General features: G+C 59.9%; 22 protein-coding genes. 6 read left to right on the top strand and 16 right to left on the bottom strand.

Translation table 11 applies throughout. The annotated features are described in order from the left end of the window. Positions 1-457 precede the first annotated feature (457 nt). Positions 458-2,122: an electron transfer flavoprotein-ubiquinone oxidoreductase gene (locus KW837_RS18045; RefSeq protein WP_218397661.1), complete on the top strand. Its 1,665-nt coding sequence runs from the start codon at positions 458-460 to the stop codon at positions 2,120-2,122. A gap of 183 nt (positions 2,123-2,305) precedes the next feature. Here KW837_RS18045 and KW837_RS18050 read toward each other — a convergent pair whose 3' ends face one another. Next, on the bottom strand, positions 2,306-3,196 hold the full coding sequence (locus KW837_RS18050; RefSeq protein ID WP_218397664.1) for an AraC family transcriptional regulator: 891 nt from the start codon (positions 3,194-3,196) through the stop codon (positions 2,306-2,308). A 189-nt stretch (positions 3,197-3,385) separates the two neighbouring features. Between KW837_RS18050 and KW837_RS18055 the strand changes: the two genes are divergently transcribed. Continuing rightward, on the top strand, positions 3,386-4,438 hold the full coding sequence (locus KW837_RS18055) for an NAD(P)-dependent alcohol dehydrogenase (protein ID WP_218397666.1): 1,053 nt from the start codon (positions 3,386-3,388) through the stop codon (positions 4,436-4,438). On the opposite strand, the gene KW837_RS18060 is transcribed toward KW837_RS18055, so the two are convergent. The 6 genes from KW837_RS18060 to KW837_RS18085 all read right to left on the bottom strand — a co-directional run bounded on the left by KW837_RS18060 (position 4,435) and on the right by KW837_RS18085 (position 10,336). Next, a complete protein-coding gene (locus KW837_RS18060) occupies positions 4,435-5,238 on the bottom strand; it encodes an IclR family transcriptional regulator (protein WP_218397668.1) in 804 nt (267 codons plus the stop codon). The two genes, KW837_RS18055 and KW837_RS18060, sit on opposite strands and share 4 nt — an antisense overlap. Before the next feature lie 60 nt (positions 5,239-5,298). Then, a complete protein-coding gene (locus tag KW837_RS18065; RefSeq protein ID WP_218397670.1) occupies positions 5,299-6,609 on the bottom strand; it encodes an MFS transporter in 1,311 nt (436 codons plus the stop codon). A gap of 199 nt (positions 6,610-6,808) precedes the next feature. Beyond that, complete coding sequence (gene dgoD / locus KW837_RS18070) at positions 6,809-7,957, bottom strand: galactonate dehydratase (RefSeq protein WP_007903915.1); 1,149 nt, start codon at positions 7,955-7,957, stop codon at positions 6,809-6,811. A 47-nt stretch (positions 7,958-8,004) separates the two neighbouring features. Further along, on the bottom strand, positions 8,005-8,625 hold the full coding sequence (locus KW837_RS18075) for a 2-dehydro-3-deoxy-6-phosphogalactonate aldolase (RefSeq protein ID WP_218397672.1): 621 nt from the start codon (positions 8,623-8,625) through the stop codon (positions 8,005-8,007). A 19-nt stretch (positions 8,626-8,644) separates the two neighbouring features. After that, positions 8,645-9,637: a 2-dehydro-3-deoxygalactonokinase gene (locus KW837_RS18080; RefSeq protein WP_218397675.1), complete on the bottom strand. Its 993-nt coding sequence runs from the start codon at positions 9,635-9,637 to the stop codon at positions 8,645-8,647. A 216-nt stretch (positions 9,638-9,853) separates the two neighbouring features. Further along, a complete protein-coding gene (locus KW837_RS18085; RefSeq protein WP_095634928.1) occupies positions 9,854-10,336 on the bottom strand; it encodes a GNAT family N-acetyltransferase in 483 nt (160 codons plus the stop codon). Between the two features lie 220 nt (positions 10,337-10,556). Between KW837_RS18085 and KW837_RS18090 the strand changes: the two genes are divergently transcribed. From KW837_RS18090 to KW837_RS18105, 4 genes are all read left to right on the top strand, one after another. Next, on the top strand, positions 10,557-11,234 hold the full coding sequence (locus KW837_RS18090) for an HD domain-containing protein (RefSeq protein ID WP_218397677.1): 678 nt from the start codon (positions 10,557-10,559) through the stop codon (positions 11,232-11,234). An 87-nt stretch (positions 11,235-11,321) separates the two neighbouring features. Continuing rightward, on the top strand, positions 11,322-12,584 hold the full coding sequence (locus tag KW837_RS18095; RefSeq protein WP_218397679.1) for an MFS transporter: 1,263 nt from the start codon (positions 11,322-11,324) through the stop codon (positions 12,582-12,584). Positions 12,585-12,624: 40 nt separating this feature from the next. Continuing rightward, the gene (locus tag KW837_RS18100) at positions 12,625-12,879 is read left to right on the top strand and encodes a hypothetical protein (protein WP_218397680.1); all 255 of its coding nucleotides are present in this window, start codon (positions 12,625-12,627) and stop codon (positions 12,877-12,879) included. Positions 12,880-12,956: 77 nt separating this feature from the next. Further along, positions 12,957-13,337, top strand: coding sequence for a termination factor Rho (locus KW837_RS18105; RefSeq protein ID WP_218397683.1), 381 nt, complete (start codon positions 12,957-12,959; stop codon positions 13,335-13,337). A 135-nt stretch (positions 13,338-13,472) separates the two neighbouring features. Here KW837_RS18105 and KW837_RS18110 read toward each other — a convergent pair whose 3' ends face one another. The 9 genes from KW837_RS18110 to KW837_RS18150 all read right to left on the bottom strand — a co-directional run bounded on the left by KW837_RS18110 (position 13,473) and on the right by KW837_RS18150 (position 23,749). Continuing rightward, positions 13,473-14,402, bottom strand: coding sequence for a PfkB family carbohydrate kinase (locus tag KW837_RS18110; protein WP_218397685.1), 930 nt, complete (start codon positions 14,400-14,402; stop codon positions 13,473-13,475). Further along, entirely contained in the window at positions 14,395-15,861 is a 1,467-nt protein-coding gene (locus KW837_RS18115; protein ID WP_218397687.1) for a cytosine permease, read from the bottom strand. The genes KW837_RS18110 and KW837_RS18115 overlap by 8 nt, the downstream gene beginning before the upstream one ends. 221 nt (positions 15,862-16,082) lie before the next feature. After that, entirely contained in the window at positions 16,083-17,081 is a 999-nt protein-coding gene (locus KW837_RS18120) for an ADP-ribosylglycohydrolase family protein (protein ID WP_218397689.1), read from the bottom strand. Next, the gene (locus KW837_RS18125) at positions 17,078-17,791 is read right to left on the bottom strand and encodes a GntR family transcriptional regulator (protein ID WP_218397691.1); all 714 of its coding nucleotides are present in this window, start codon (positions 17,789-17,791) and stop codon (positions 17,078-17,080) included. Before KW837_RS18125 ends, KW837_RS18120 begins: the two co-directional genes overlap by 4 nt. A gap of 266 nt (positions 17,792-18,057) precedes the next feature. After that, positions 18,058-19,026 carry an L-arabinose ABC transporter permease AraH gene (gene araH, locus KW837_RS18130; RefSeq protein ID WP_095055320.1) on the bottom strand — a complete coding sequence of 323 codons (969 nt, stop codon included), beginning with the start codon at positions 19,024-19,026 and terminating at the stop codon, positions 18,058-18,060. A 9-nt stretch (positions 19,027-19,035) separates the two neighbouring features. Further along, a complete protein-coding gene (araG, locus tag KW837_RS18135; RefSeq protein WP_218397693.1) occupies positions 19,036-20,580 on the bottom strand; it encodes an L-arabinose ABC transporter ATP-binding protein AraG in 1,545 nt (514 codons plus the stop codon). A 66-nt stretch (positions 20,581-20,646) separates the two neighbouring features. After that, positions 20,647-21,651 carry a substrate-binding domain-containing protein gene (locus tag KW837_RS18140; RefSeq protein WP_192344004.1) on the bottom strand — a complete coding sequence of 335 codons (1,005 nt, stop codon included), beginning with the start codon at positions 21,649-21,651 and terminating at the stop codon, positions 20,647-20,649. A 130-nt stretch (positions 21,652-21,781) separates the two neighbouring features. After that, a complete protein-coding gene (locus KW837_RS18145) occupies positions 21,782-22,600 on the bottom strand; it encodes an SDR family oxidoreductase (protein ID WP_123494571.1) in 819 nt (272 codons plus the stop codon). A 273-nt stretch (positions 22,601-22,873) separates the two neighbouring features. Next, positions 22,874-23,749 carry an SMP-30/gluconolactonase/LRE family protein gene (locus tag KW837_RS18150; RefSeq protein WP_218397695.1) on the bottom strand — a complete coding sequence of 292 codons (876 nt, stop codon included), beginning with the start codon at positions 23,747-23,749 and terminating at the stop codon, positions 22,874-22,876. Positions 23,750-23,784: the final 35 nt, after the last annotated feature.

Genomic DNA, 23,784 nt, shown 5'->3' on the forward strand with positions numbered 1-23,784 from the left:
TGGCAGGTGTAAAGGGTGAACCTTGCTCACGAGGCGGATAACCGTTCGTCAGTGGTGACTGACGAGTCATTCATTATCGTGGCGTGTAAACTGCGCGAAAAACCTGCGCCGCGCGTCACCTTGTACTGCCATCGCCCTGTCTTTAGAGGTGCTCTTGAAACCAACAGTCAGCCTACGGCGAGCGCAAAACCGCCCGTATCTTGACCGGAACGCCTATTCCGGTCAATACGGCAAAATGGCCACTCATAAGCCGCGGTGACTTTGATTTATCTGGCTTTGAGCCAATTCAAACAAACGTTTGTATTGGACGCTAGGAGTGGTGTAGATATAATGCGCCACCTAGAGAGAAAGGTGGGTCATCCATTGTCCCTTTCGGCCGTTGCCGGAGGAAATAATGGATGCAACGCCAAACCTCCAATTAGAAAAAAACTGTTGAGCCTTGAGTAGGAGATAGCCTGTGGAACGCGAATACATGGAATTCGACGTGGTCATCGTCGGTGCCGGCCCCGCTGGCCTGTCCGCCGCCTGCCGTTTGAAGCAGAAGGCCGCCGAAGCCGGTAAGGAAATCAGCGTCTGCGTGGTCGAAAAAGGCTCCGAAGTCGGTGCTCACATCCTGTCCGGTGCCGTGTTCGAACCACGCGCCCTGAACGAACTGTTCCCGGACTGGAAAGAACTCGGCGCGCCGCTGAATACGCCAGTCACACGCGATGACATCTTCGTTCTGAAAAACGCCGACAGCGCGCAGAAGATTCCTGACCTCTTTGTGCCCAAGACCATGCACAACGAAGGCAACTACATCATCTCCCTGGGCAATCTGTGCCGCTGGCTGGCTCAGCAGGCCGAGAACCTGGGTGTGGAAATCTACCCGGGCTTCGCCGCCCAGGAAGCGCTGTTCGACGAGAACGGCGTGGTTCGCGGGATCATCACCGGCGATCTGGGCGTTGACCGCGAAGGCAATCCGAAAGAAGGCCTGTACACCCCGGGCATGGAACTGCGTGCCAAGTACACGCTGTTCGCCGAAGGTTGCCGCGGCCACATCGGCAAGCAACTGATCAAGCGCTTCAACCTCGACAGCGAAGCCGACGCCCAGCACTACGGCATCGGCCTGAAAGAAATCTGGGAAATCGACCCGGCCAAGCACCAGCCAGGCCTGGTGGTCCATACCGCCGGTTGGCCGCTGGACATCATGGGCACCGAGAACACCGGCGGCTCGTTCCTCTATCACCTGGAAAACAACCAGGTGGTGGTCGGCCTGATCGTCGATCTTTCCTACAGCAACACCTTCCTGTCGCCGTTCGACGAGTTCCAGCGCCTCAAGCATCACCCGGTGCTCAAGCAATACCTGGAAGGCGGCAAGCGCATCAGCTACGGCGCGCGTGCTATCTCCAAAGGCGGCCTGAACTCGTTGCCGAAAATGGTCTTCAAGGGCGGCGCGCTGATCGGTTGCGACCTCGGCACCCTTAACTTCGCCAAAATCAAAGGCAGCCACACCGCGATGAAGTCCGGCATGCTCGCCGCTGACGCAGTGGCCGATGCGCTGTTCGCCGATCTGGACGGCACGCAAGAGCTGACCACTTACGTCGAAGCCTTCAAGAAGAGCTGGCTCTACGACGAACTGTTCGCCAGCCGCAACTTCGGCCCGGCGATTCACAAGTTCGGCGCCATCGTCGGCGGCGGTTTCAACTGGATCGACCAGAACATCTTCGGCGGCAAACTGCCGTTCACCCTGCACGACACCAAGCCGGATTACGCTTGCCTGAAACTGGCGGCCGACTGCAAGAAGATCGACTACCCGAAACCGGACGGCAAGATCAGCTTCGACAAACTCAGCTCGGTGTTCATCTCGGGTACCAACCACGAAGAAGAGCAGCCTTGCCACTTGAAGCTGGCCGACGCGAGCATTCCGATCGCCAAAAACCTGCCGATGTACGATGAACCTGCCCAGCGTTACTGCCCGGCCGGCGTGTACGAAGTGGTGACCCAGGAAGACGGCGAGAAGCGCTTCCAGATCAACGCCCAGAACTGCGTTCACTGCAAGACCTGCGACATCAAGGACCCTGCACAGAACATCACCTGGGTGGCGCCGGAAGGCTCTGGCGGCCCGACTTACCCGAACATGTAAGTCGAATCGCTGAACATCAAGGCTCCCGAAATGGGGGCCTTTTTGTTGCCCGAAATCCAGGCATCAACACCAAACCAATGTGGGAGCGGGCTTGCTCGCGAAAGCGATGTATCAGTCGACATCAATGTTGGATGATAAACCGCTTTCGCGAGCAAGCCCGCTCCCACAGGGATTTGTGGTGTATCAAGCAGCCCGCTCATCCCCGGGGTTGCGTTCGAAGTAACGCTTGTATTCACGGCTGAACTGCGACGTGCTCTGATACCCCACCCGATGCGCCACCTGGGCCACGCCCAAGCCTTCGCCCAGCAACAACTGCTGGGCCCTGAGCAAGCGCAAACGCTTCAAATACTGCACCGGCGACAACAACGTGCAGCGCTTGAAATGCTCATGGAACGTCGACGCGCTCATGTTCGCGCAACTGGCCAGGGTCTCGACATTCAGCGGCTCGGTGTAATGCGCATGCAAATGACTCAGGGACGCCGCGATCCGGGCGAACTGCCCCTGTTGTTCCACCAGCGCGCGCAACACATCGGCTTGCGGCCCCCGCAACGCCACGAACAACAACTCACGCAAACGCGCCGGGCCCATGATCTGGCATTCCAGCGGATCGTGCAGGCAGCGCAACAACCGCTCCACACAACCGCGCATGGCATCGTCGAGCACCGCCGAGGTCATGGACTCGGGTGTCTGTGCGGGAACCGTGCGCCCCGGCGACAGCCCCATGGCCAATACCAACTCACCGAGCATTACCCGGTCAATGGCGATGGAAACGCCCAGCATCGGGCCATCCGGCGCCGAAAACGTTTCGCACTCGAAGGGCACCGGCAACGCCTGAATCAGATAATGCCCGGCCCCGTACTCAAGCGTACGCGGGCCCAGATACGCCAACTTGCTGCCCTGGGCGATGATGACCAGGCTCGGCTCGTAGATTTGTGGGCCACGGGCCACATCACAATTGGCGCGCAAAACCTGCACTCCAGGCAATGCGGTGGGCGCGAAACCATCGCGAAGGGTCAGCGGCTGGATCAGCGAAACCAGGGTGGCATTGGCATCGAGATGACGGGTCAACAACATGAGGAAGCTCTTCAAAAAAGTCGCAAAAACGGGATGAAAGCATCATCGCAGGTCTGAACGCCAATGCGACCAATCAACGGTGCATGCCGGAGGATTAGGCATGACACCCGGAGGAATCGCCATGGCCGGCCACCCGTGCGGCGCCCAGAATTGCTCGCCTCACCTGTCACCGCTTTTGCGAGGTTCACCATGTACACCGCCATCGGATACGCCGCTCAGTCAGCCACCACTCCCCTCGCCCCGATGAAATTCGAACGCCGCAGCCCACGGGCCGACGACGTTGCGATCGACATTCTCTACTGCGGCGTCTGCCATTCCGACATTCATCAGGCACGCAACGAGTGGGGCATTGCTGTTTACCCACTGATGCCCGGCCACGAAATCGTAGGCAAAGTTACCGCCATCGGTGCGAACGTTACTAAACACAAGGTCGGCGATCTGGTCGGCGTCGGCTGCATGGTCGACTCGTGCCGCCACTGCGAAGCCTGTCAGGCGGATCTGGAGCAATACTGCCTGGAAGGTCCGACCATGACGTATGCCACCCCGGACCGGGTCGATGGCAGCAACACCATGGGTGGTTACTCCGACAGCATCGTGGTCAGCGAGCACTTTGTCGTGCGTATTCCGGAGAAACTCGACCCGGCCAGCGCCGCGCCGATTCTATGCGCCGGCATCACCACCTACTCGCCGCTCAAGCACTACGGCGTCAAGGCCGGTGACAAGGTCGGGATTCTCGGCATGGGTGGCCTCGGCCACATGGGCATCAAGTTCGCCAAGGCGATGGGCGCTGAGGTGACGTTGTTCACCCGCTCGGCGAGTAAGGCCGAAGAAGGTCGTCGCCAAGGCGCGGACCACGTGATCGTGTCCACCGACGCAGAACAGATGAAAGCCGCCGCAGGACATTTCGATTTCCTGCTGGACACCATTCCGGTGCAGCACGACCTCAATCCCTACCTCGATACCCTGCGTTTCGACGGCGTACACATTCTGGTGGGCTTGATCGAACCGATCGATCCACCGGTGCATGCTGCCAAACTGGTATTGGGTCGTCGCGTGCTGGCCGGCTCGCTGATCGGCGGCATCGCCGAAACCCAGGAAGTGCTGGATTTCTGCGCCGAGCACGGCATCACCTGCGACATCGAAATGCTCGACATCCGCCAGATCAACGAGGCTTACACCCGCATGATTGCCGGTGACGTGAAGTACCGCTTCGTGATCGACATGGCGACACTGAAGGTTTAAACCTTCAAGCCAAGCTCCGCCGACAGCCGGGCTGTGACCCCTTTGATCAGGGGAATCAGCTCGGCCATTTTTTCCAGCGGCATGTACGGCACAGTGCTGGCGATGCTGATACCGGCGACGATGCGCTTGCTGGCATCGCGGATCGGCGCCGCCACGCAGCGAATCGACGGTTCGTTGTCTTCCAGGTCGAAGGCGTACCCGCCAGCCACATACTCAATCATGCGCTGCTGAAACTGCTCCCAGGATTGCTCCGGGTGCTGCGGCCAGAACTGATGTTTCCCACCCACCGGCAAGCTGATTTCGTACAGCCGTTGCCATTCTTCCTGCGTGTCATCGAGCATCAGCGCCTTACCGATCCCGGTACGCGCCAATGGCATGCGATGACCGACCCGCGAACGCATTTCCGGACCGTTGCGCCCCGGATTCTTGTGCAGGTACAACACCTCGTCGCCCTCACGAATCGCCAAGTGAATGGTGTCGCCGGTCAACGCCGACAACTCATCCAGATACGGCCCGGCCAGCGTCACCAGTGGCAACTCTTCACGAGCCTGGAAACCCAGCTCGATCAGTTTCGGCCCCAGCAGATAACCGACTTGCGGCACCACCCGCAGATAACGCTCGTCCACCAGGCAACTGGCCAGACGATGGGTGGTGCTGCGCGTCGTGCCGATCAGCCGGGCGATTTCCTTGAGATCGCGGGCGCCACTGGCCACGGCCTGAACTACACCCAAACCACGAAGCAGTGTCTGGGTGCCAGTCGGCGCGGCGTCCTTGGCGATTTTTGGGGCGTCTTCCTGCATATCCAGCCTTTACCGTTGAGCGAGTGAACGGGCGGCATTATGGTCGCCCGAAGGCCGCGACTACAACTTGATACGTTCGACCTTGCCCACCAACAACACGTAGGAAAGCGCACCCAACAACGCCAGAACCGAGATATAGGTAATCGCCGGGGCAAACGAATCACCGGAGGCGAGAAAACCGATGACGATCGGCGTAGTAATCGCCGCCAGGTTGCCGATGAAATTGAACACCCCACCGGTCAATCCAAGCAAGCGCGCCGGGGCCAGGGTCGACACCAGCGACCAGGTGATCGACGCCAGGCCGTTGCCGAAAAAGGCGAGCGCGAGGAAGGCAATCACCAGCGGCGTCGACTCGACGAAGTTGGCACCGATGATCGAGGTGGAAATCAGCAGGCCGCCAATGATCGGCAACTTGCGGGCGAAACCCACCGTGTAGCCGCGACGGATCAAAAAGTCCGAGAAGAACCCCGAACACAGCACACCGACGAAGGCCGCCAGAAACGGCAACGACGCCAGCAAGCCAGACTTGATGAAGTCCATGCCGCGATATTTCACCAGATAGGTCGGGAACCACGTCAGAAAAAACCACAGCGTCGAATTGAGGCAGAACTGACCGAGGTAAATGCCCCACAACTTGCGTTTGCTCAGGACAATCCCGAGGTCGACCCAGCTGAATTTAGCCTTGGTCTTGGCGGCTTCAGCCTGGATATCCACCAACCCGCCGCCCTCGCGGATCAACTCGATTTCAGCGTCGTTGGCGCCCTTGAAATCCCGTGGTTCGCGATACACCGCGTACCAGATCACCGCCCAAATGATGCCCACCGCACCGGTGCTGACAAACACCATGTGCCAGCCATATTGGTGCTGCAACCACGCGAGTACCGGCGTGAGAAACGCCAGCCCGACGAACTGCCCGGAGGTGTAGAAACCGATGGCGGTGGCGCGTTCGCACTCGGGGAACCAGGTCGTCACCACACGGCTGTTGATCGGATACGCCGGTGCTTCCAGCGCACCGACGGCCATGCGCAGCACGAACAGCGCGATGAAGCTGGCAGCGAAGCCAAGCATCACCGTGGCCAGCGACCACAGCAGCAATGCGACGCTATACAGGATGCGCGGCGGCACCCGGTCCACCAGCCATCCGCCGGGGATCTGCATGGCGGCGTAGGTCCAGCCGAACGCGGAAAAAATCAGCCCGACATGGATCGGATCGATGCCCAGATCGCTGGTCAGCGCCGGGGCGGCAATCGACAGGTTACTGCAGTCCAGGTAGTTGATCACCACGGTGATGAACAACAGGACCATGATGAAAAAGCGCTTGCGGCTGGGCGTCACCAACGACGCCTGCCCAGTGAGGGTTTGCGGTTGCATGGGGGGTGCCTCTTCTTATGTTTATTGAGGTCGATGAAAAGCTCGCGCCTGAACGCGGATCCTCCTGTCCATGGAGATCAATTGTGGGAGCGGGCTTGCTCGCGAAAGCGGTGCGTCGGTCGACATCTCTGTTGAATGTGATACCGCCTTCGCGAGCAAGCCCGCTCCCACATTAGATTTGTGTTGAGTCAGGAGGGACTCACCACTCGGCAAAGCTGCCATCGGCATGACGCCAGATCGGGTTGCGCCAGCGGTGGCCAACGGCGGCGCGTTCGATCACGTATTCCTCGTTGATCTCGATGCCCAGGCCCGGGCCGTTGGGGATCTTCACGAAGCCTTTGTCGTAATCGAACACCCGTGGATCTTTCACATAATCGAGCAGGTCATTGCTCTCGTTGTAATGGATGCCCAGGCTCTGTTCCTGGATGAACGCGTTGTAGCAAACCGCGTCCAGTTGCAGGCACGCCGCCAGGGCAATCGGGCCCAACGGGCAATGCAGCGCCAGTGCCACGTCGTAGGCTTCGGCCATGTTGGCGATCTTGCGGGTTTCGGTGATGCCGCCTGCATGGGAAGCATCCGGCTGGATGATGTCGACGTAGCCTTCGCTGAGCACCCGCTTGAAATCCCAACGCGAGAACAACCGCTCACCGAGGGCAATCGGCGTGCTGGTCAGCGGTGCCAGTTCTTTCAGCGCTTCGTAGTTTTCGCTCAGCACTGGCTCTTCGATGAACATCAGTTTGTACGGGTCGAGTTCCTTCATCAGCACCTTGGCCATGGGCTTATGCACCCGACCATGGAAGTCCACGCCGATGCCGACATTCGGGCCGACGGCATCGCGTACGGCGGCGACGTTGGCCAAGGCCAGGTCGACCTTCTCGAAGGAATCGAGGAATTGCAGTTCTTCGGTGCCGTTCATTTTCACCGCCGTGAAACCACGGCTGACCGCTTCTTTCGCAGCGCGAGCGGTGTCCGCCGGGCGATCACCACCGATCCATGAATAAACACGGATCTTGTCGCGCACCTGACCACCCAACAGATCGCTGACCGACACACCCAGCGCCTTGCCCTTGATGTCCCACAATGCCTGGTCGATGCCGGCCAGAGCACTCATGTGGATCGCGCCGCCACGGTAGAAGCCGCCACGGTAGAGCACGGTCCAGATGTCTTCGATGTTGCGTGGGTCTTTGCCGATCAGGTAGTCGGACAATTCCTCAACCGCAGCAGCGACGGTGTGCGCGCGGCCTTCGACCACGGGCTCCCCCCAACCGGTCACGCCCTCGTCGGTTTCGACCTTGAGGAAGCACCAGCGCGGCGGAACGATGAAGGTGGTGAGTTTGGTGATTTTCATCTCTATTGTCTCTCTTGTAGATGTAGCGCTCACAGCGCCAAAAAGTCTTAACGCAAAGCATTCCAGGCAGCGACATACGCCTTGGCGTTTACTGCCACTTGCTCAGGTGTCATGCCCGGTTTGAACAACCCGGACCCGAGACCGAAACCTTTGACGCCGGCCTCGACAAACACCTGCATGTTGTCTGGCGTAATCCCGCCCACCGGCACCAGCACCGTCCCCGCTGGCAATACCGCCAGCCAGGCTTTCACAACGGCGGGGCCCATTTGTTCGGCCGGGAACATCTTCAGCACATCCGCCCCTTCGGCCAATGCAGCAAAGGCTTCGGTCGGCGTCGCCACGCCCGGCGACAGGAACAGCCCCGCCGCTTTCGCCGCGCGCAACACCTTGGCATCGCTGTGGGGCATGACGATCACTTGGCCGCCCACCGCTTTCACTTGCTCGACCTGTTGCGGCGTCAACACCGTGCCCGCACCGATCAGGCAATCGGCGGGTAAGGTACTGCGCAGGATGCGGATACTTTCGTACGGTTCGGGGGAATTAAGCGGCACTTCGATGACGCGAAATCCGGCCGAATACAGGACTTCGCCGACGGCTGCCGCTTCTTGCGGGCGCAGGCCACGCAGGATCGCGATCAGTCCGTTTTGTGCCAGTGCTTGCTTGAGCATGTCAGACCTCCAGTCAGGTTTAACGGGATGGGGGTGTCGTGATCAGTCCGGCGGCGACCGCCAACTGCCACAACCCTCGTTCAGTGGCCTGCTCGGCCAGAGTCACCCGGGCAAAGCCGCAAGCGTCGAGTGCTCGGTTGTAGCGGGCGCAGAGTTGGGTATTTCCGATGAGGATGATCGAAGGCAGGTGCACGCTGTTGCGCCGACGCCGCTGAACGTTGGCCAGGGCTGACAGTTCATGACCAATCAGCAAGCCCGACAGATAGTCCGGTTGAGCCGTGGCGCTCAGTTCACCGGTCAGCCCCAGACTGCGGGCACTGAACAACGTCGACAGCGGCCCGATCTCGCCGTCCGCCGACAGGGCCACCCGTACACCGCGATCAAACGCTTCGCCATCGAAAGACCCGCCGCGCTGCTGAGTGCGCCCCAGAATGCTGTGTTCACTGAGGACGGCGAAGATTTCGCCGGTCATGAAGGTATCGAAATGCACGATGCAGCCGTCGGCCACTTCCACCCATTTCGAATGGCTGCCCGGCAAGCCGATCAACAGATCGTTGCCCGCCCCGCCTGGCAGATTCTGCAACACACCGAGGACCTGGGTTTCTTCGCCGCGCATCACGTTCGGCAAGCGCGAACGCTGAATCACGCCCGGCACGATGTGCACATCGACACCGCGAAGACTGCGAACGGTTTGTAGGGAAGTTCCGAGATTGGCGACGTTCGCCGGCGTGTCGCAGTAGGCCGCTTCGCGCCAGCCCTGAGCACTGCCGACCATACCGCAAGCAATCACCGGCAAATCGGGCTGCGCGTCGAGCCAGTCACCGCACGCCTCATCGAAGGCCAATTCAAAACCGTCGACGCATGCCTGGCCGGCAATGGTTCGTGGCGTTTTGGGCAGCTGCATGATCCCGGACGACAGCGAACGCTGTTCCAGCACCTGGCCACCGAAGCCGAGTTTGTAAGCACGTAATGAGGTTGTCCCCCAATCGAGCGCGATCAATTGCGCCAGCATCGCTTCACCTGTTTTGTTTTTTGGCAGTGAGTGAGCTGGACTATAAACCTGGACGAAGGTAAATCTCAATATATAAATATCAATCCCATATATTGGGCAATACACAAAAAAAAGATCGCAGCCTTCGGCAGTCCCTACAGATCGATGTACGACGCAATAGCGCGGTCGAACACAATCCCGTGTAGGAGCTGCCGAAGGCTGCGATCTTTTAGGGGATCAATTGCCCTCGGCAAAATCCCTTAACACCGCCCCATCCATCCGATACCGCACCCACTCTTCCTGCGGCTGTGCGCCGAGGGATTTATAGAAGTCGATCGCCGGTTTGTTCCAGTCCAGCACGCTCCATTCGAAACGGCCGCAGTCATTGGCGCAGGCGATTTTTGCCAGGTGGCGCAGCAAGGTTTTACCGGCGCCGCCGCCTCGTTGTTCAGGGGTGATGTAGAGGTCTTCGAGGTACAGGCAATTGCTGCCCAACCAGGTGGAATAGCTGAAGAAGAACACCGCAAAGCCGATCGGCAGGCCATCGCGCAGGCAAATCAGGCCATGGGCGGTGGCGCCTTCGCTGAACAGGCTGCGCTCGATGTCGGCGACGCTGGCGATGACTTCGTGGCGGGCACGTTCGAAGTCGGCCAGTTCAGTGATGAACGCGAGGATTTGCGGAGCATCGCTGGGGGTTGCCGGGCGGATTTCGATCGTCATGAACGTGCCTTGTGAAAAGTTGAAAACGCCATACTAAGTCCGCGCGCGGCGCTCGTCACATTTGAAAGCAAAACGTCATGTAGCATTAATGTTTTGTGGCGCTTTGTATGAACGGGCCAGCCTGCGAAATCAGCGTGACTGTACTGACGCCTTCGCGAGCAAGCCCGCTCCCACAGGGTGCTCATTAATCACAAAAACCGAGTCGAATCCAAGGAACTCCATGACCATCGCCGCTTTCGCGCCTTTGCACAATCTGGCTTCTGAACTGCTGCCCCGCGCGCTGGAACCTGGCGAGGATGGCGCCCATGATCTGTCGCACTTGCAGCGGGTGTGGCACAACGTGCGCACGCTTCATGCGCAAGAAGGCGGTGATCTTGAGGTGCTGCTGGCCGCCGTGCTGTTGCACGATTGTGTGGCGGTGGAGAAGAACTCGCCGCTGCGCTCACAGGCATCACGACTGGCGGCGCAGAAAGCTTCGACCGTACTGATAGCCCTGGATTGGCCTCACGCAAAAATTACAGCGGTCGCTCATGCCATCGAAGCCCACAGCTTCAGCGCCAACATCACGCCCACCACCCTCGAAGCGAAAATCATCCAGGACGCCGACCGCCTCGATTCCCTTGGCATGCTCGGCGTGGCGCGTACCTTCTACATTGCCGGGCGCATGGGCAGTGCGTTGTATGACCCTTTGGACCCGGAGGCAAAAGAACGGGAGTACGACGACAAGCGCTTTTGCCTCGATCATTTCCAGACCAAGTTGCTGCACTTGGCGGACGGTTTCCAAACGACCACCGGTCAACGTCTGGCACAGATTCGCCACGAACGCCTGAAGGGTTTCATGGAGCTGTTCAAGGAAGAAATCGGCGTCTGCCCAGAGCATTACTCCGGTCTGCGCTAACCCTGAAATCGGTAACCACAGACCTATCATCGGTACCTTACGTGATAGATAGATGACAATCACTTCTATCAAGTCAAGGAACGACTCATGTCTACCGCCGCCCCACCCGTCTCAAGCAGGTTGTTCAGCCTGTTCTGCCTCGCCAGCTATTTGTTGTCGTTGTCCTATGGCTCGACTTTTCTACTGTCGTTGCTCATTGGCTCTCGCGGTGGCAACGAACTCGATGCCGGCAGCGTGATTTCGGCGGCGATGCTCAGCACCTTTGCGGCGGTGATTGTTTCCGGTCACTTGTCCGACCTGCTCGGCGCGGCGCGCTCCATTGCACTGTCCAGCCTCTTGCTGGTGGCCGCCAGCCTGGGATTTGCCTTGACGCCTGGCTTTGGCAATCTGCTGCTGTTTTTTGGACTGATGCTAGGGTTGGGCTGGGGCGTTTTCTACACGCTCGGACCGATCATCGTCGCGAGTCTGGTGACGCCTGCGCAACGGGCTAAATACTTTGCGCTGCTGTCGGGCAGCATGATGACCGGGATCGGCAGCGGTCCATTGTTGGGCCGCGCAGCCAGCGCTCTCGGGTATCCGGTGACGGCAACGTTTTACCTCGCGGCGCTGGCCAGCCTGATCGGTGCTTTGCTGTTCTGGCGGCTGGATGCCCAGCTCAAGAAAACGCCCTCGGCATCAGCGTCAGTCGCACGAATATCCTGGCGCGCAACGGCTCGGGTATTGTCCTCCAGAGCCGTGTTCCCGATCATCATGGTCGGCCTCGGCGGCTGTGTATTCGGTGGTCTGTCGAGTTTTCAAACCAGTTACGCGGCGTTCCGCTCACTTGATTATTCGCTGTTCTTTTTTGGCTTCATGGGCGCGGCGATCAGCAGCCGAATGTTGATTGCCGGGTTCGTGGTCAAACGCGATCCATTGCGTGCCTCCTGCCTGTTGTCGGGACTGATGATGGTTTCGATCCTGATGTTCGGTTTTGTCGTCGATGACGGATTCAGCTACGTGCTGGCGGCGATGATGCTCGGGGTGGGTTATGGGCTGACGTATTCGGTAATCAATGGCCTGGCGGCGAACGAAGCGCCGACCGGCACCACCTCGCAGTCCTTGCTGTTGTTCAGCCTGTCCTACTTCGTCGGCGTGTTCGGATTTCCGTTGCTGGCTGGGAGAATCATCGTCGAACACGGAATGGTGACACTGTTGCTCACGGTACTGGTGGTGGCCCTGTTGAACTGGCTGATCACCGCAGGTCGGTTGATCTGGCGTCACGTCAGCAGGATCACCTGGACCACTCGTCGTTCATCAGGCACCAATCCAGGTCAGGAAGGACCAATATCGGGTAAGGGCTCGCCGATGTGAGCGAGGAGCAACACTCGTCCATCCCAACCAAGAGGTAACCATGAACGTCGATAAAAACCTGGAAAAAGAAGTCCTGACCCGTCTGCTACACGCCCACCCAAATGGCTTGGGCAAGGAGGTTCTGGACAATTACCGGGGGGAAAAAGTCGTGGCCAGCACCCTCGCCACTCTGCAGGATCGCGGGCTGATCCAGCACGGTCATGTGATCTGCAACGAATCCGGCGAGCACTCGCTGAACCTGCCGATCAAACTTAGCGCTGCAGGGGTGGAAGCGGCGCGCAAGCTGGATGTCTAACCGAGTTGGCGCTGCTTTGAATGTTTGAAAAACAAAAATCGCAGGCTTCGCCAGCGCCAACAACCAGGAGAAATCCCATGCCTCGTGGAAGCAAAGACAAATACACCGCCGAACAGAAACGCAAGGCCGAACACATCGAAGAAAGCTACGAGCACAAAGGCGTGTCGAAAGATGAAGCCGAAGCTCGCGCCTGGGCCACGGTGAACAAGCAGTCAGGCGGAGGTGAACGCGCCGGCGGCTCGGGGCGCAAGAAGCCGGCCAGCGCCAAGTCTGCAGATCGCAAGGAATCAGCCCGGCGTGCGGTGGCCACCCGTGAAGGCAAGCCGCGCAACAGCAAGGCTTCGCGCGATACGCAAACGGTGGACAGCCTGATGAAAGAAGCCCGGGCGAAGAAGATTCCGGGGCGCTCGAGCATGCGCAAGCAGGCGTTGATCGAGGCGTTGCGCAGGGCCGGGTAAGGATTCGGATTTGATGGTGAGTTTGAGGACCTCTTCGCGAGCAAGCCCGCTCCCACATTGGATCTATGCTGGTCGTTAAATGTGTGAACGACACAGATCAAATGTGGGAGCGGGCTTGCTCGCGAAAGCGGTGGATCAAGCGCCTAAAGTCTCGCGGATCAACGCATCCACCTCAACCGCCCCCGGCGAAGTCGCCGGCCCCCAACGAGTGACGGCCAAAGCAGCTGCCGCGTTGGCCCGCCGCGCCGCGTCTATCGCCGACAAACCTTGCGCCAACCCCGCAACCAACACCCCGGCATGGGCATCCCCCGCACCGTTGCTGTCGACGGCCGTGACCTTGAATCCCGGCACATGCTGACGGTCACCACGCTGGCTGATCCAGCACCCCTGCGGCCCATCGCGTACCACCATCAAGGCGTCCGCCGGCAAATGATCCGCTAGCCCATTCAACGCCTCGGCAATGTCTGCCCCCCCGGTAAACCGCAGCGCCTCGACACGGTTGCTGGTCCACAGATCGATGCGCTGCAACAAGGCCTTCATCAGCGGCGCGCCCGGCAAATCCACCAACGGCCCCGGATCGAACACCACCTTGATCCCGTCCGGCAGATCCAGCACCCAATTCACCAGTGCCTGAGCCTTGCCGCCATGCAGCAGGCTATAGCCGCTTACATAGACAAAATCGCCCGCCTCGATCGGCACGCTCGCCAGGTCTTCGGCGGTCAATTCGCCTTCGGCACCGATGCAGGAAATGAACGTGCGCTCGGCCGAGGCTTCGGTCAGCGCGACGCACAGCCCGGTGTCGCGCTCGGTGCTCTGATCGATGCCGATCCGAATGCCTTCAGCCGTCATCGCCTCTCGGGCCATGTCGCCGAAACGGCCCTTGCCATGGCCACCGAGGTAGACCACCGGCAAGCCGTTTCGCCGGGCCGCAGCCATCACATTGAAGCCACCGCCAGCCTCGAAACGGGCGGATTGCGCCAGCACATCACCGCCTGAATGAGGCAATTTATCCACGGCCATGACCAGATCGATCATGACCTGACCGGTGTGTAGCAGGTTAGGCATGAGCCGGCTCGATCAACGCAGTGCGGCGATCCTTGGCACCGCCGAGTACCCCGTAAATGCCACCGGCCACCAGGAACGTGACGATCCAGCCCAGGCCGTTGTGGCCCAGCCAGGAGTCGGACAAAAAGCCCCGGAACCAGACATCTTGTTCAGTGGTGCCAATGGTGGTGAAACTGAAACCCAACACAATCGCCACCGCCCATGCACCGAAGGCGCGCCACTCGACGCCACCGCGATACCAGTAGGCGCTGCTCGGGCTGACGTCCAGCAGATCTTTGGGGCTGTAGTAATGACGATGAATCAGGTCGACTACAAAGATCCCGACCCATGCCGTGATTGGCACGGCTAGCAAGGAAATGAAGGTGATGAACGGGCCGTAAAAACTCTCGGCGATCAGCATGAAGTAGATCGAACCGGCGAAGATCGCAATGATATCGAGCACCACCGCATACACGCGCTTGACCTTCAGGCCGAGGGTCAGCGTGGTCAAACCGGCGGAGTACACCGACAGGTTGTTCGACAGCAGCAGCCCGCCGAATGCGGTGATCAGATACGGCACGGCCATCCAGGTCGGCAGCATGTCGCGGATCGCGACGATCGGGTCCGTGGCCGAGGCCAGATCATTGTTGCCCACCGACAGCAAACCACCGAGGGTGATCAGCAGCACCAGCGGAATCCCCGCACCGAACGCCGCCGACGCCACCAGACGCACGGCTTTGACACTGCGGTGCTGGTAGCGCGACATGTCGGCACCGGCGTTGGCCCAACCGATCCCGGTGCCGGCGGCCATGGTGCCGATGCCGATGATCATTGCGCTCAGGGGCGCTGGTGTGGCGTTGAATACGGCGCTCCAGTCGATGGTTGCGCAAAGGAAACCGCCGACCAGGATGTTCAACCCACCGAACACATAGGTCGCCCACCTCTGGATCACCAGCAACGTGGCGTGACCGAGGCCAGACACCGACAACGTCAGCAGGACAAAAATCGCGATGAACACCAGGGTCAGCAGCGGCGCGCTTTTGGCTTCCACCGGCGAGCCGAACAGAATCGAGCACAGCGACAGCAAGACGAATGCGGCGGTGGTGGTGTTGACGGTTTCCCAACCCAGTCGCGACATCAGCGAGACCAGCGTCGGGCCGATATTGCCGCGCACCCCGAAGATTGCTCGCGACAGCGTCAGGCTCGGTGCGCGACCACGGCGACCGGCAATGGAGATGATCCCGACCACCGCGAAAGAGCCGGCGGCACCGAGGATGGCGACGATGATCGCCTGCCAGATCGCCAGGCCGCGGAAGGCCACCAGCGTGGCGCCCAACGGTAAGCCGAGGATGGAAATGTTGGCGGCAAACCAGACCCAGAACAGTTGCAGTGGGTGACCGTTGCACTCCCCTTCCGGCACCGGCTCGATGCCACGGGTTTCCAATTGCCCGGCACTTTGTCCGGTGTTCGATGAACTCATGAAAACTGCTCCTGTTGCCATTGTTGTGGTTGTGGGCAATTCGGAAGTCGACATGACTTTCCGGCGGTCCTTGCCATATCTGTGCGCTCCATTGCGGGTGAAATACTTCAAATGTGCGTTGCGCCCTTCGCGAGCAAGTCCGCTCCCACAGGTTTGATGTGAACCATGAGAATTGCGCCCCCCTTGTGGGAGCGGGCTTGCTCGCGAAGACGCCAGTCCAGTCAACGCAGAGCCAACAGCCCCTGCACCAACGGTTCCAGCTGCAAATCATTTACTGCTTTAACCTGCTCGATCATTGCGGCAGGCCAACTCTCAAGCCCCAGGCAGGCACCAAGCATTGCGCCGAGAATCGCCGCGATGGTATCGGTATCTCCGCCCAGACTGGCAGCCATGCACAACGCTTCGAAAGCCGTCATCTGCCCGCTAGCCACTTGCCGAGCCAGGGCAAACGACACCACCACCGACTCCTGCGAGGCCACCGACGTGCCGATCACGTCGTACATCAAATCCGCCAGCAACGCCTTGTCGCTGTCGACGCTGATGCTCCACGCCCAACTGATGCGCGCGGCGATACGTCCGCCAGCGACCCAGTGGCCATGGCTTTCGGCTTTCTGAGCAATCTGCTGGCCAAGGTTCAATGCTTCGCCCAGGTCCATGCCGTTGATGCCGGCAGAAACCACCGCCGCCACCGCCGCCGCACTGGCAATTCCCAGCGTGGTGTTGTGGGTCACCTGACAGGCCTGCACCACGGCGCGGATGAAACGCTCGGGATCGGCAACATCGGCCGCAATCCCCACCGGGGTGATGCGCATGGCCGCACCATTGGTGGTGCCGTGGCGGCCTGCCTCTTCCAGCGAGTGGCCGGCGAGGATCATCTCGATCGCGCGTTTGGTCGAGGGGCCGAGCAAATCCTGCGAGCCCTTGGCTTGCATCCCTGCTTCCCATTTGATCAAGCGTTGGGCCAGCACCGCCGGTTCGATCCAGCCCTCGCCTTCAATCAACAACTGGCCGAGCAGAATCGCCTGCTCGGTATCGTCAGTGATCGAACCTTTGGGCATGTTGGCGGCAATCGGCTGATCCGGGCCAGCGTCCTGCAAATCGGTGATCTCACCGAAGCGCGCCTTGATCTCGGCGCGGCTCAGGGATTGCGTCGGCATGCCCAACGCATCGCCCAGGGCCAGCCCATAGAAGGCGCCCAGCGCACGGTCGAGCGCGATCATTTTGAAGTTCCAATTTGCAGATGCAGACGAAAATGCACCGGATCGAGCAGGCTTTCGACCTGTTCCATGAAGCGATTCTGACGGTCGTAAGTGGTGCGCAGGGCCTTGAGGAACACCGTGCCCTCCGGGCGCCCGAGCAATTCGGCGTCTTCGGCATTCAAGGGTTCGGCGCCGATCCACTGATCGCCGTGATCGCCAATGTAGCCATAGGCGGCCAACGTGATGGTCAGGGAGTCATCGATCAGCCCCACTCGCGGGAGACTTTCCAGGCCGCCAGTGGCAGGCATCAATGAACGCTCAAGAGACACCAGCGTGCCATCGGTGCCGCGCCGCCGCCGGTCGAGGGTGATGAATTGATCGGTACCGAAACGCGCCAACAGGTCCGGACGAGTAACCGCCTCCAGCCGCAGCACTTCGGTATTGATCAGCGCCCCGTTGTCGGCCAGCGCCTGGGCCCAGCCGTTGCGCTGATCGAGCACCACACCGTCGAACGTGACGATGGACCCCACTGCGCCTTGCGTAGCGATGTAGTGGCGCCGTTTCAGTTCGGCCAGGGCTTCACGCAGCGTGCCGCGGCTGACCTTGAATTCTTGAGCCAACTGATGTTCGCCCGGCAATAGAACGCCGTCCTCCATGAGGCCGTTTTCGATGCGCCGGACGAGCTCGTCGACCACCTGTTGTTTCTTGTCAATTCGTAGCGGTCTAATCATGTACACCTCGGGTGTACCGTCATAGCTGAAACGGGTTGGGGCGAGCAAGGGATATTTTGTGAAAGTGGGTGAAGAATCCCGGTTCAAAATCGACCGCTGCGCGATCAATCGTCGGATCGCCACACTGGATTTGCTGTGCACACACAACTTGAGGACGACACAAATCAACTGTGGGAGCGGGCTTGCTCGCGAAGGCGTCGGCACATCCAGCATCGATGTGACAGACTAACCGCTTTCGCGAGCAAGCCCGCTCCCACAAGTGGAGGTCAGCGCTGTTTCAACCGGTCGATCACGACGGCCAGCAGCAAGATCGAACCGCGAATCACGTACTGATAAAACGTATCGATATTCTTCAGGTTCATCGCATTTTCGATGATCGCCAAAATCAAGACCCCGGCAATCACATGCCGAATCATCCCGATCCCGCCACTCAGCGACACCCCGCCGAGCACGCAAGCCGAGATCACCGTCAACTCGAAACCCTGGCCAATCATCGGCTGACCGGACGTCATGCGCGACGCCAGGATCACCCCGGCCAACGCACCGATCACACCGTGTACGGCGAAGATGATGATCTTGGTCCGGTCAACGTTGACCCCGGCCAGCAACGCCGCTTCCTGGTTGCCGCCGATGGCCATGGTGTTGCGCCCGTAGGTGGTGTAGTTCAGCAACCAGCCGAAAAACAGGAAGCAGACGATGGTGATCAGAATCGGCACCGGCACGCCGAACAACTGACCATTACCGAAGACGAAGAACTGTTCCTGCGAAACGCCCACCGCTTTGCCGTTGGCAAAAATGTAAGCCAGGCCACGCACAATCTGCATGGTCGCCAGCGTGGTGATCAACGCATTGACCCGCAGCTTGGCGATCACGATGCCATTGATCAGCCCGACAATCAGCCCCATCACCAGCGCTGCACTCACGCCGAGGAACACGCTGTCGGTGTCGCGCATCACCACTGCCGCGACCACGCCGGCGCAGGCAATCACCGAGCCCACCGACAAGTCGAAATGCCCGGACGCCAGGCAATACAACATGGTGCACGCGGCAATCCCGGTCGTAGAAATCGCCAGGCCCAGACCGCGCATGTTCAGCGGCGACAGGAAGTTATCGATCAGCAAGGTGCAAAGCACAAAGATCCCGACGGCCGCCAGCAGCATCACCCAGTCATCGAGAAAGCGCCGCAGGTCCAGCGGTTTGCGCGGGGTTGGCAAAGCGTTGTTTTGGACGGTCATAGTCACCTCTCAGTTCGCCACGTCGGCAGCACGTTGGCGTGGCAACGCCAGTTGCAGCAGGTTAGATTCATTGGCTTGTTCGCGGGTCAGTTCGCCGCGCATCGCGCCTTCGCAGAGCACCAGGATGCGGTCGGAAATACCCATGACTTCCATCAGATCGCTGGACACCACAATTACCGCGATGCCGCTGGCCGCCAGGTTATGGATGATCTGGTAGATCTCGGCTTTGGCCCCGATGTCGATGCCCCGGGTGGGCTCGTCGAGCAGCAGGACTTTCATCGGCATCGACAGCCAGCGACCGAGAATCGCCTTCTGCTGATTGCCGCCAGACAGGTACATGATTTTCTGCGCCGCGTTGGGCGTCTTCACCTTCAGCGCCTTGATCTGCTTGTCGGCATTGTCCTTTTCCCACAGGCCGCGCAACAGGCAGCCGAAGGTGGAATGGGCGCCGCGAGCGCTGATGTTGATGTTCTCGGCGACGCTGGCGAGCGGCAGGATGCCCTCCTTCTTGCGGTCCTCGGGGCACAGCAAAATCCCCGCGGCGATGGCATCGCGCGGCGAACGCAGTTTCAGTTCATGACCGCGTAATTCCAGGCGCCCGGCGGTATTGCGCGTCAGCCCGCTAAGCATCCGGAACAGCTCGGTGCGCCCGGCCCCGACCAGGCCGAAAAGCCCGAGGACTTCACCCTTGTGCACCTCGAAACTCACCGGCTCACGCAAGCCCGGCCCCAGTAACCTGTCGACCTTGAGCGCCACCGCGCCACGCGGGCGGCTGCGGTAATCGTAGATATCCTGAATGTCGCGACCGACCATGCACGTCACTAACTGATCATGGGTCAGCGCACTCATGTCCTCGAAGGTGCGCACGAAGCGGCCGTCCTTGAACACCGTCACCGCGTTGCAGATGCGGAACACTTCTTCCATGCGATGGGAGACGTAAAGCACCACTTTGCCTTCGTCGCGCAGGCGCCCGATGATCGCCATCAAGCGATCGATTTCCCGCGCCGACAGGCTGCTGGTGGGTTCGTCGAACGCAATCACATGCGCGCCACGGGACAACGCCTTGGCGATTTCCACCAGTTGCCGCTGACCGAGGGACAAGCGCCCGACCTTCTCTTGCGGATCGATCTCATCGGCCAGGCCTTTGAGGCAGGCCAGTGCCTGTTGCCGCAAGGCGCCACGATTGATCAGGCCGAAACTCGCCGGCAGATGCCCGAGAAACAGGTTCTCGGCCACGGTCATTTCCGGCACCAGGTGCAGCTCCTGATGGATTACCGCGACCCCGCTGCCAATACTGTCGGCAGTGGACTTGAAGACCCTCGTCTGCTCGCCGATCTGCAGATCGCCGCTGCTCGGCGTGTAAGCACCGCCAAGTATTTTCAGCAGCGTGGATTTACCGGCGCCGTTCTCGCCCATCAAGGCGTGAACCTGCCCCGGATGGGCGACGAAACTGATGCCGTCCAGCGCCTTCACACCGGGAAAGGTTTTGCCGATCCCGTTGAAGCGCAGGCTGCCGCCAATGTTCTGTTCATGTGTTTGTACGTGCGCGTGCATAAACCCACCTCATTACACCGATCAGGCAGCCCCGTCGCCAGGGCTGCCGATGAAATCAACCGCGCCTCAGTTCCACAGGCCGATTTTTTCCAGTTCCTGCTTGAAGTTGTCGCGCGTGATCAGCGTAACGTCGTCCATCGCGGTGTATTTGGGCGGTTCTTTGCCGGTGGTGACCCACTCGTACATCATGCTCGCGGTGTTGTAGCCCTCGATGTGCGGACTCGGCAGCATCGAGCCGAAGAAGCCGCTGTTAGGCTTTTTCAGTTCGCCGATGGCATCGGTGCCGTTGATACCAATGCCGATCACGTTGGCCGCGGCAAAACCAGCACTTTCGGTGGCGCGCACGCCGCCCAGAACGGTGTTGTCGTTCATGCCGCCGATGATCAGGTTTTTCGCCGCCCCCGGAAGCTTCACCAAGGCTGAGTTGGTGGCGTCCATGCTGCCCGGTACGTCGAGGGTTTTCAGCGCAGAAAAGAGGATGTGGTCTTTCGGCATACCGGCGTCTTCCAGCGCTTTGACGGAACCGTCAGTGCGTTTCTTACCGGTATCAAGTTCGTTGTAGGTGTTGATCACCGCGTAGGTGTCTTTCCAGTCCCAGCCGCGCTTTTTCGCTTCGGCGGCCATGGCGGCGCCCTGCTTCTGGCCGACTTCGAATGCAGCCATGCCGAGGTATGGCACGTTCTCCATGAACTTGCCGCCGGCATCGACGAAACGGTCATCGACGGCGATCACTTTCAAACCGTTGAGTTTGGCCTTGGCCATGATCGCCGGGCCCAGGGACACGTCCGGCGGGCAGATCACGAAGCCCTTGGCGCCGTTGGCCGCCAGACTGTCGATGGCCGAGAGGGTTTTCTCGCCGTCAGGCACGGCGATCTTGATGACAGTGAAGCCCTTGTCCTTGCCGGCCTTTTCGGCGAAGGCCCATTCGGTCTGGAACCAGGGCTCTTCCGCTTGCTTGACCAGAAAACCAATCTTCACTTCCTCGGCCGCCAGCAATGTACTGCTGAGGCTGACCGCGGTGACCGCCAAAGCGGCACAGCACAGGGACCGGATCCCACGACGACGTTTCATAAGCAGACTCCTTGTTATTTTTTTTGAGCGTTATTTGAAAGCCAATACAGCGGTCGAAGCACGCAGCCAATAGTCATATCGTATGATGATTGGATTTCAGACGTAGTTTCGCGTTTGAATCCCGAGTTATTCAGTCGTGGTACATAACCGAGCGCCCACCATCGATGGTGATGCACGAGGCATTGATGAACGGCGCTTCATCGCTGGCCAGGAACACAGCGGTCATCGCCACTTCAATCGGCTGGCCGATGCGCCGCGGTGGATGCAGGTCGAAGGCCCGTTGACGTTCGGCATGGGGGTCGGCAAAACCGTTCCAGTAATCGACGTTCAGTTGGGTCTCGATGTAGCCCGGGGCGATGGCGTTGACCCGAATACCTTTGGGTGCGTATTCGATGCCCAAGGCGCGGGTCAGTCCCAGCAAGCCATGCTTGGCCACCGGGTACGGGAAGCAGCCGGGAATGATGTGAGTGGAATGGGTGGAGGCAATATTGATGATGCTGCCGATGCCCTGCTCGATCATCTGCGGCAACACGGCTTTGCAGCCATACCAGGCGCCGTCCAGATCGATGGCGAAGCAGCGATGCCAGTCTTCTTCGGTCATTTGCAGCGGGTCGCGGAACACGTTGACCCCGGCGCAGTTGACCAGCACGTCGATCCGGCCGTGAAGTTCGATGGCCAATTCAGCCATGGCGTGCAGGTCGTGCTGGCGCGACACGTCGGCCTTGATCGCTACGACATCCGCGCCTTGTTCACGCCAGTGCGCCGCGACTTTTTCAACTTTCTCGACCTGGATATCACTGATGACCAGCTTGGCCTGCTGGGAGGCGAAGGTTGCGACAATCGCTTCGCCGATACCCTGAGCGGCACCGGTCAACAGCACCACCTTGTTTTTCAGGCGCTCACCCTTGGGCGGTTCGGGCACCGGAGGCAAGGAAAGAGGTTCAGCCATGGATCAACACTCCTGTTTGAAGGCACGACGAAAACCGGACATCTGTCGATGTCCGGTCAAAAAGCTGTTGGGACCAGGCAGGCAGGCGCGAAAACGCCCGGGCGCCGAGGCGGCCTGAAGCACTGACTCCGTACGGGAGTGCGGTGGAATATCGCTGCATCACTTCACCTGTTTTGTTTTTTTAAGTGTGAGTGCGTGTAACTGATGGGGCCGACTATAAACCCGACCGCCAAATAATCTCAATATATAATTTTACATCCCATATCTTGGGATTTATCCAACGAATCGCTGACAGGGTTTTCCGGGCACATCCACTCGAATCGATAACAGCGCGCCGTCCAACGGATGATTGAGCGGGCTTGCAGCGCTGGTGATGTACAGGGTTTTGAAGTCTTCGCCACCGAACACGCAACTGGTGGGACGGCTGACCGGTAGTTCGATTACCCGGTCCACATAACCGTCCGGGTTCAGCCTTAGCAGACAACTGCCATCCCAACGGGCATTCCAGATATAGCCCTCGGCATCCATCGCCGAGCCGTCGGGGCCGCCGCGTTCGTGGGGGCCAAGCCAGACATAGGCGGTGTCCAGGTTGCCGTCGGTATGGATGAAATGCCGGTAAAGCGTGCTGTCGAGGCTGTCGGCGAAATACAGGGTTGTGCCGTCGTCGCTCCACAGCAATGTATTAGGGATGCCTAATCCTCGAAGCAGCGGCGTGACCCGCGCATCGCGGTCGATGCGAAACAGGCCACCGGAGCGGCGCACGACGGGCAAATCTTCGCCCTGCTCACCGATGTTGTTTTGCATGGTGCCCAGCCAGAGCCGGCCCTGGGCATCGCAGCGGGCTTCGTTGGGGCGATTGCCGGGTTGCGGATCGGCGACGCAGAACAAGGTCAGCCGAGGTTCAAGGCCCGGGGAATCCAGATCCAGCCGATAAACCCCACTGCTCAATGTCACCAGGGCATCGCCGCTTTCGCTGGGGATGAATGCGGACACGTGCTCCGGCATCTGCCAGATTTGCACATTGGCGCCGATCAGCCTGAGCGCTTGTTTACCGGCGATATCTACCCAATACAGCGCCTGGGTCGGAGCATCCCAAAACGGGCCTTCGCCGAGTTGCGCACGGTGTCCGGTAACCGCAGTCCACCTCATGAAACCTCCTTTTTTAATGCTTTTATGTGGGAGCG

This window comes from Pseudomonas sp. PDM24 (genome assembly GCF_019218905.1).
In the GTDB taxonomy this organism is placed as follows: domain Bacteria; phylum Pseudomonadota; class Gammaproteobacteria; order Pseudomonadales; family Pseudomonadaceae; genus Aquipseudomonas.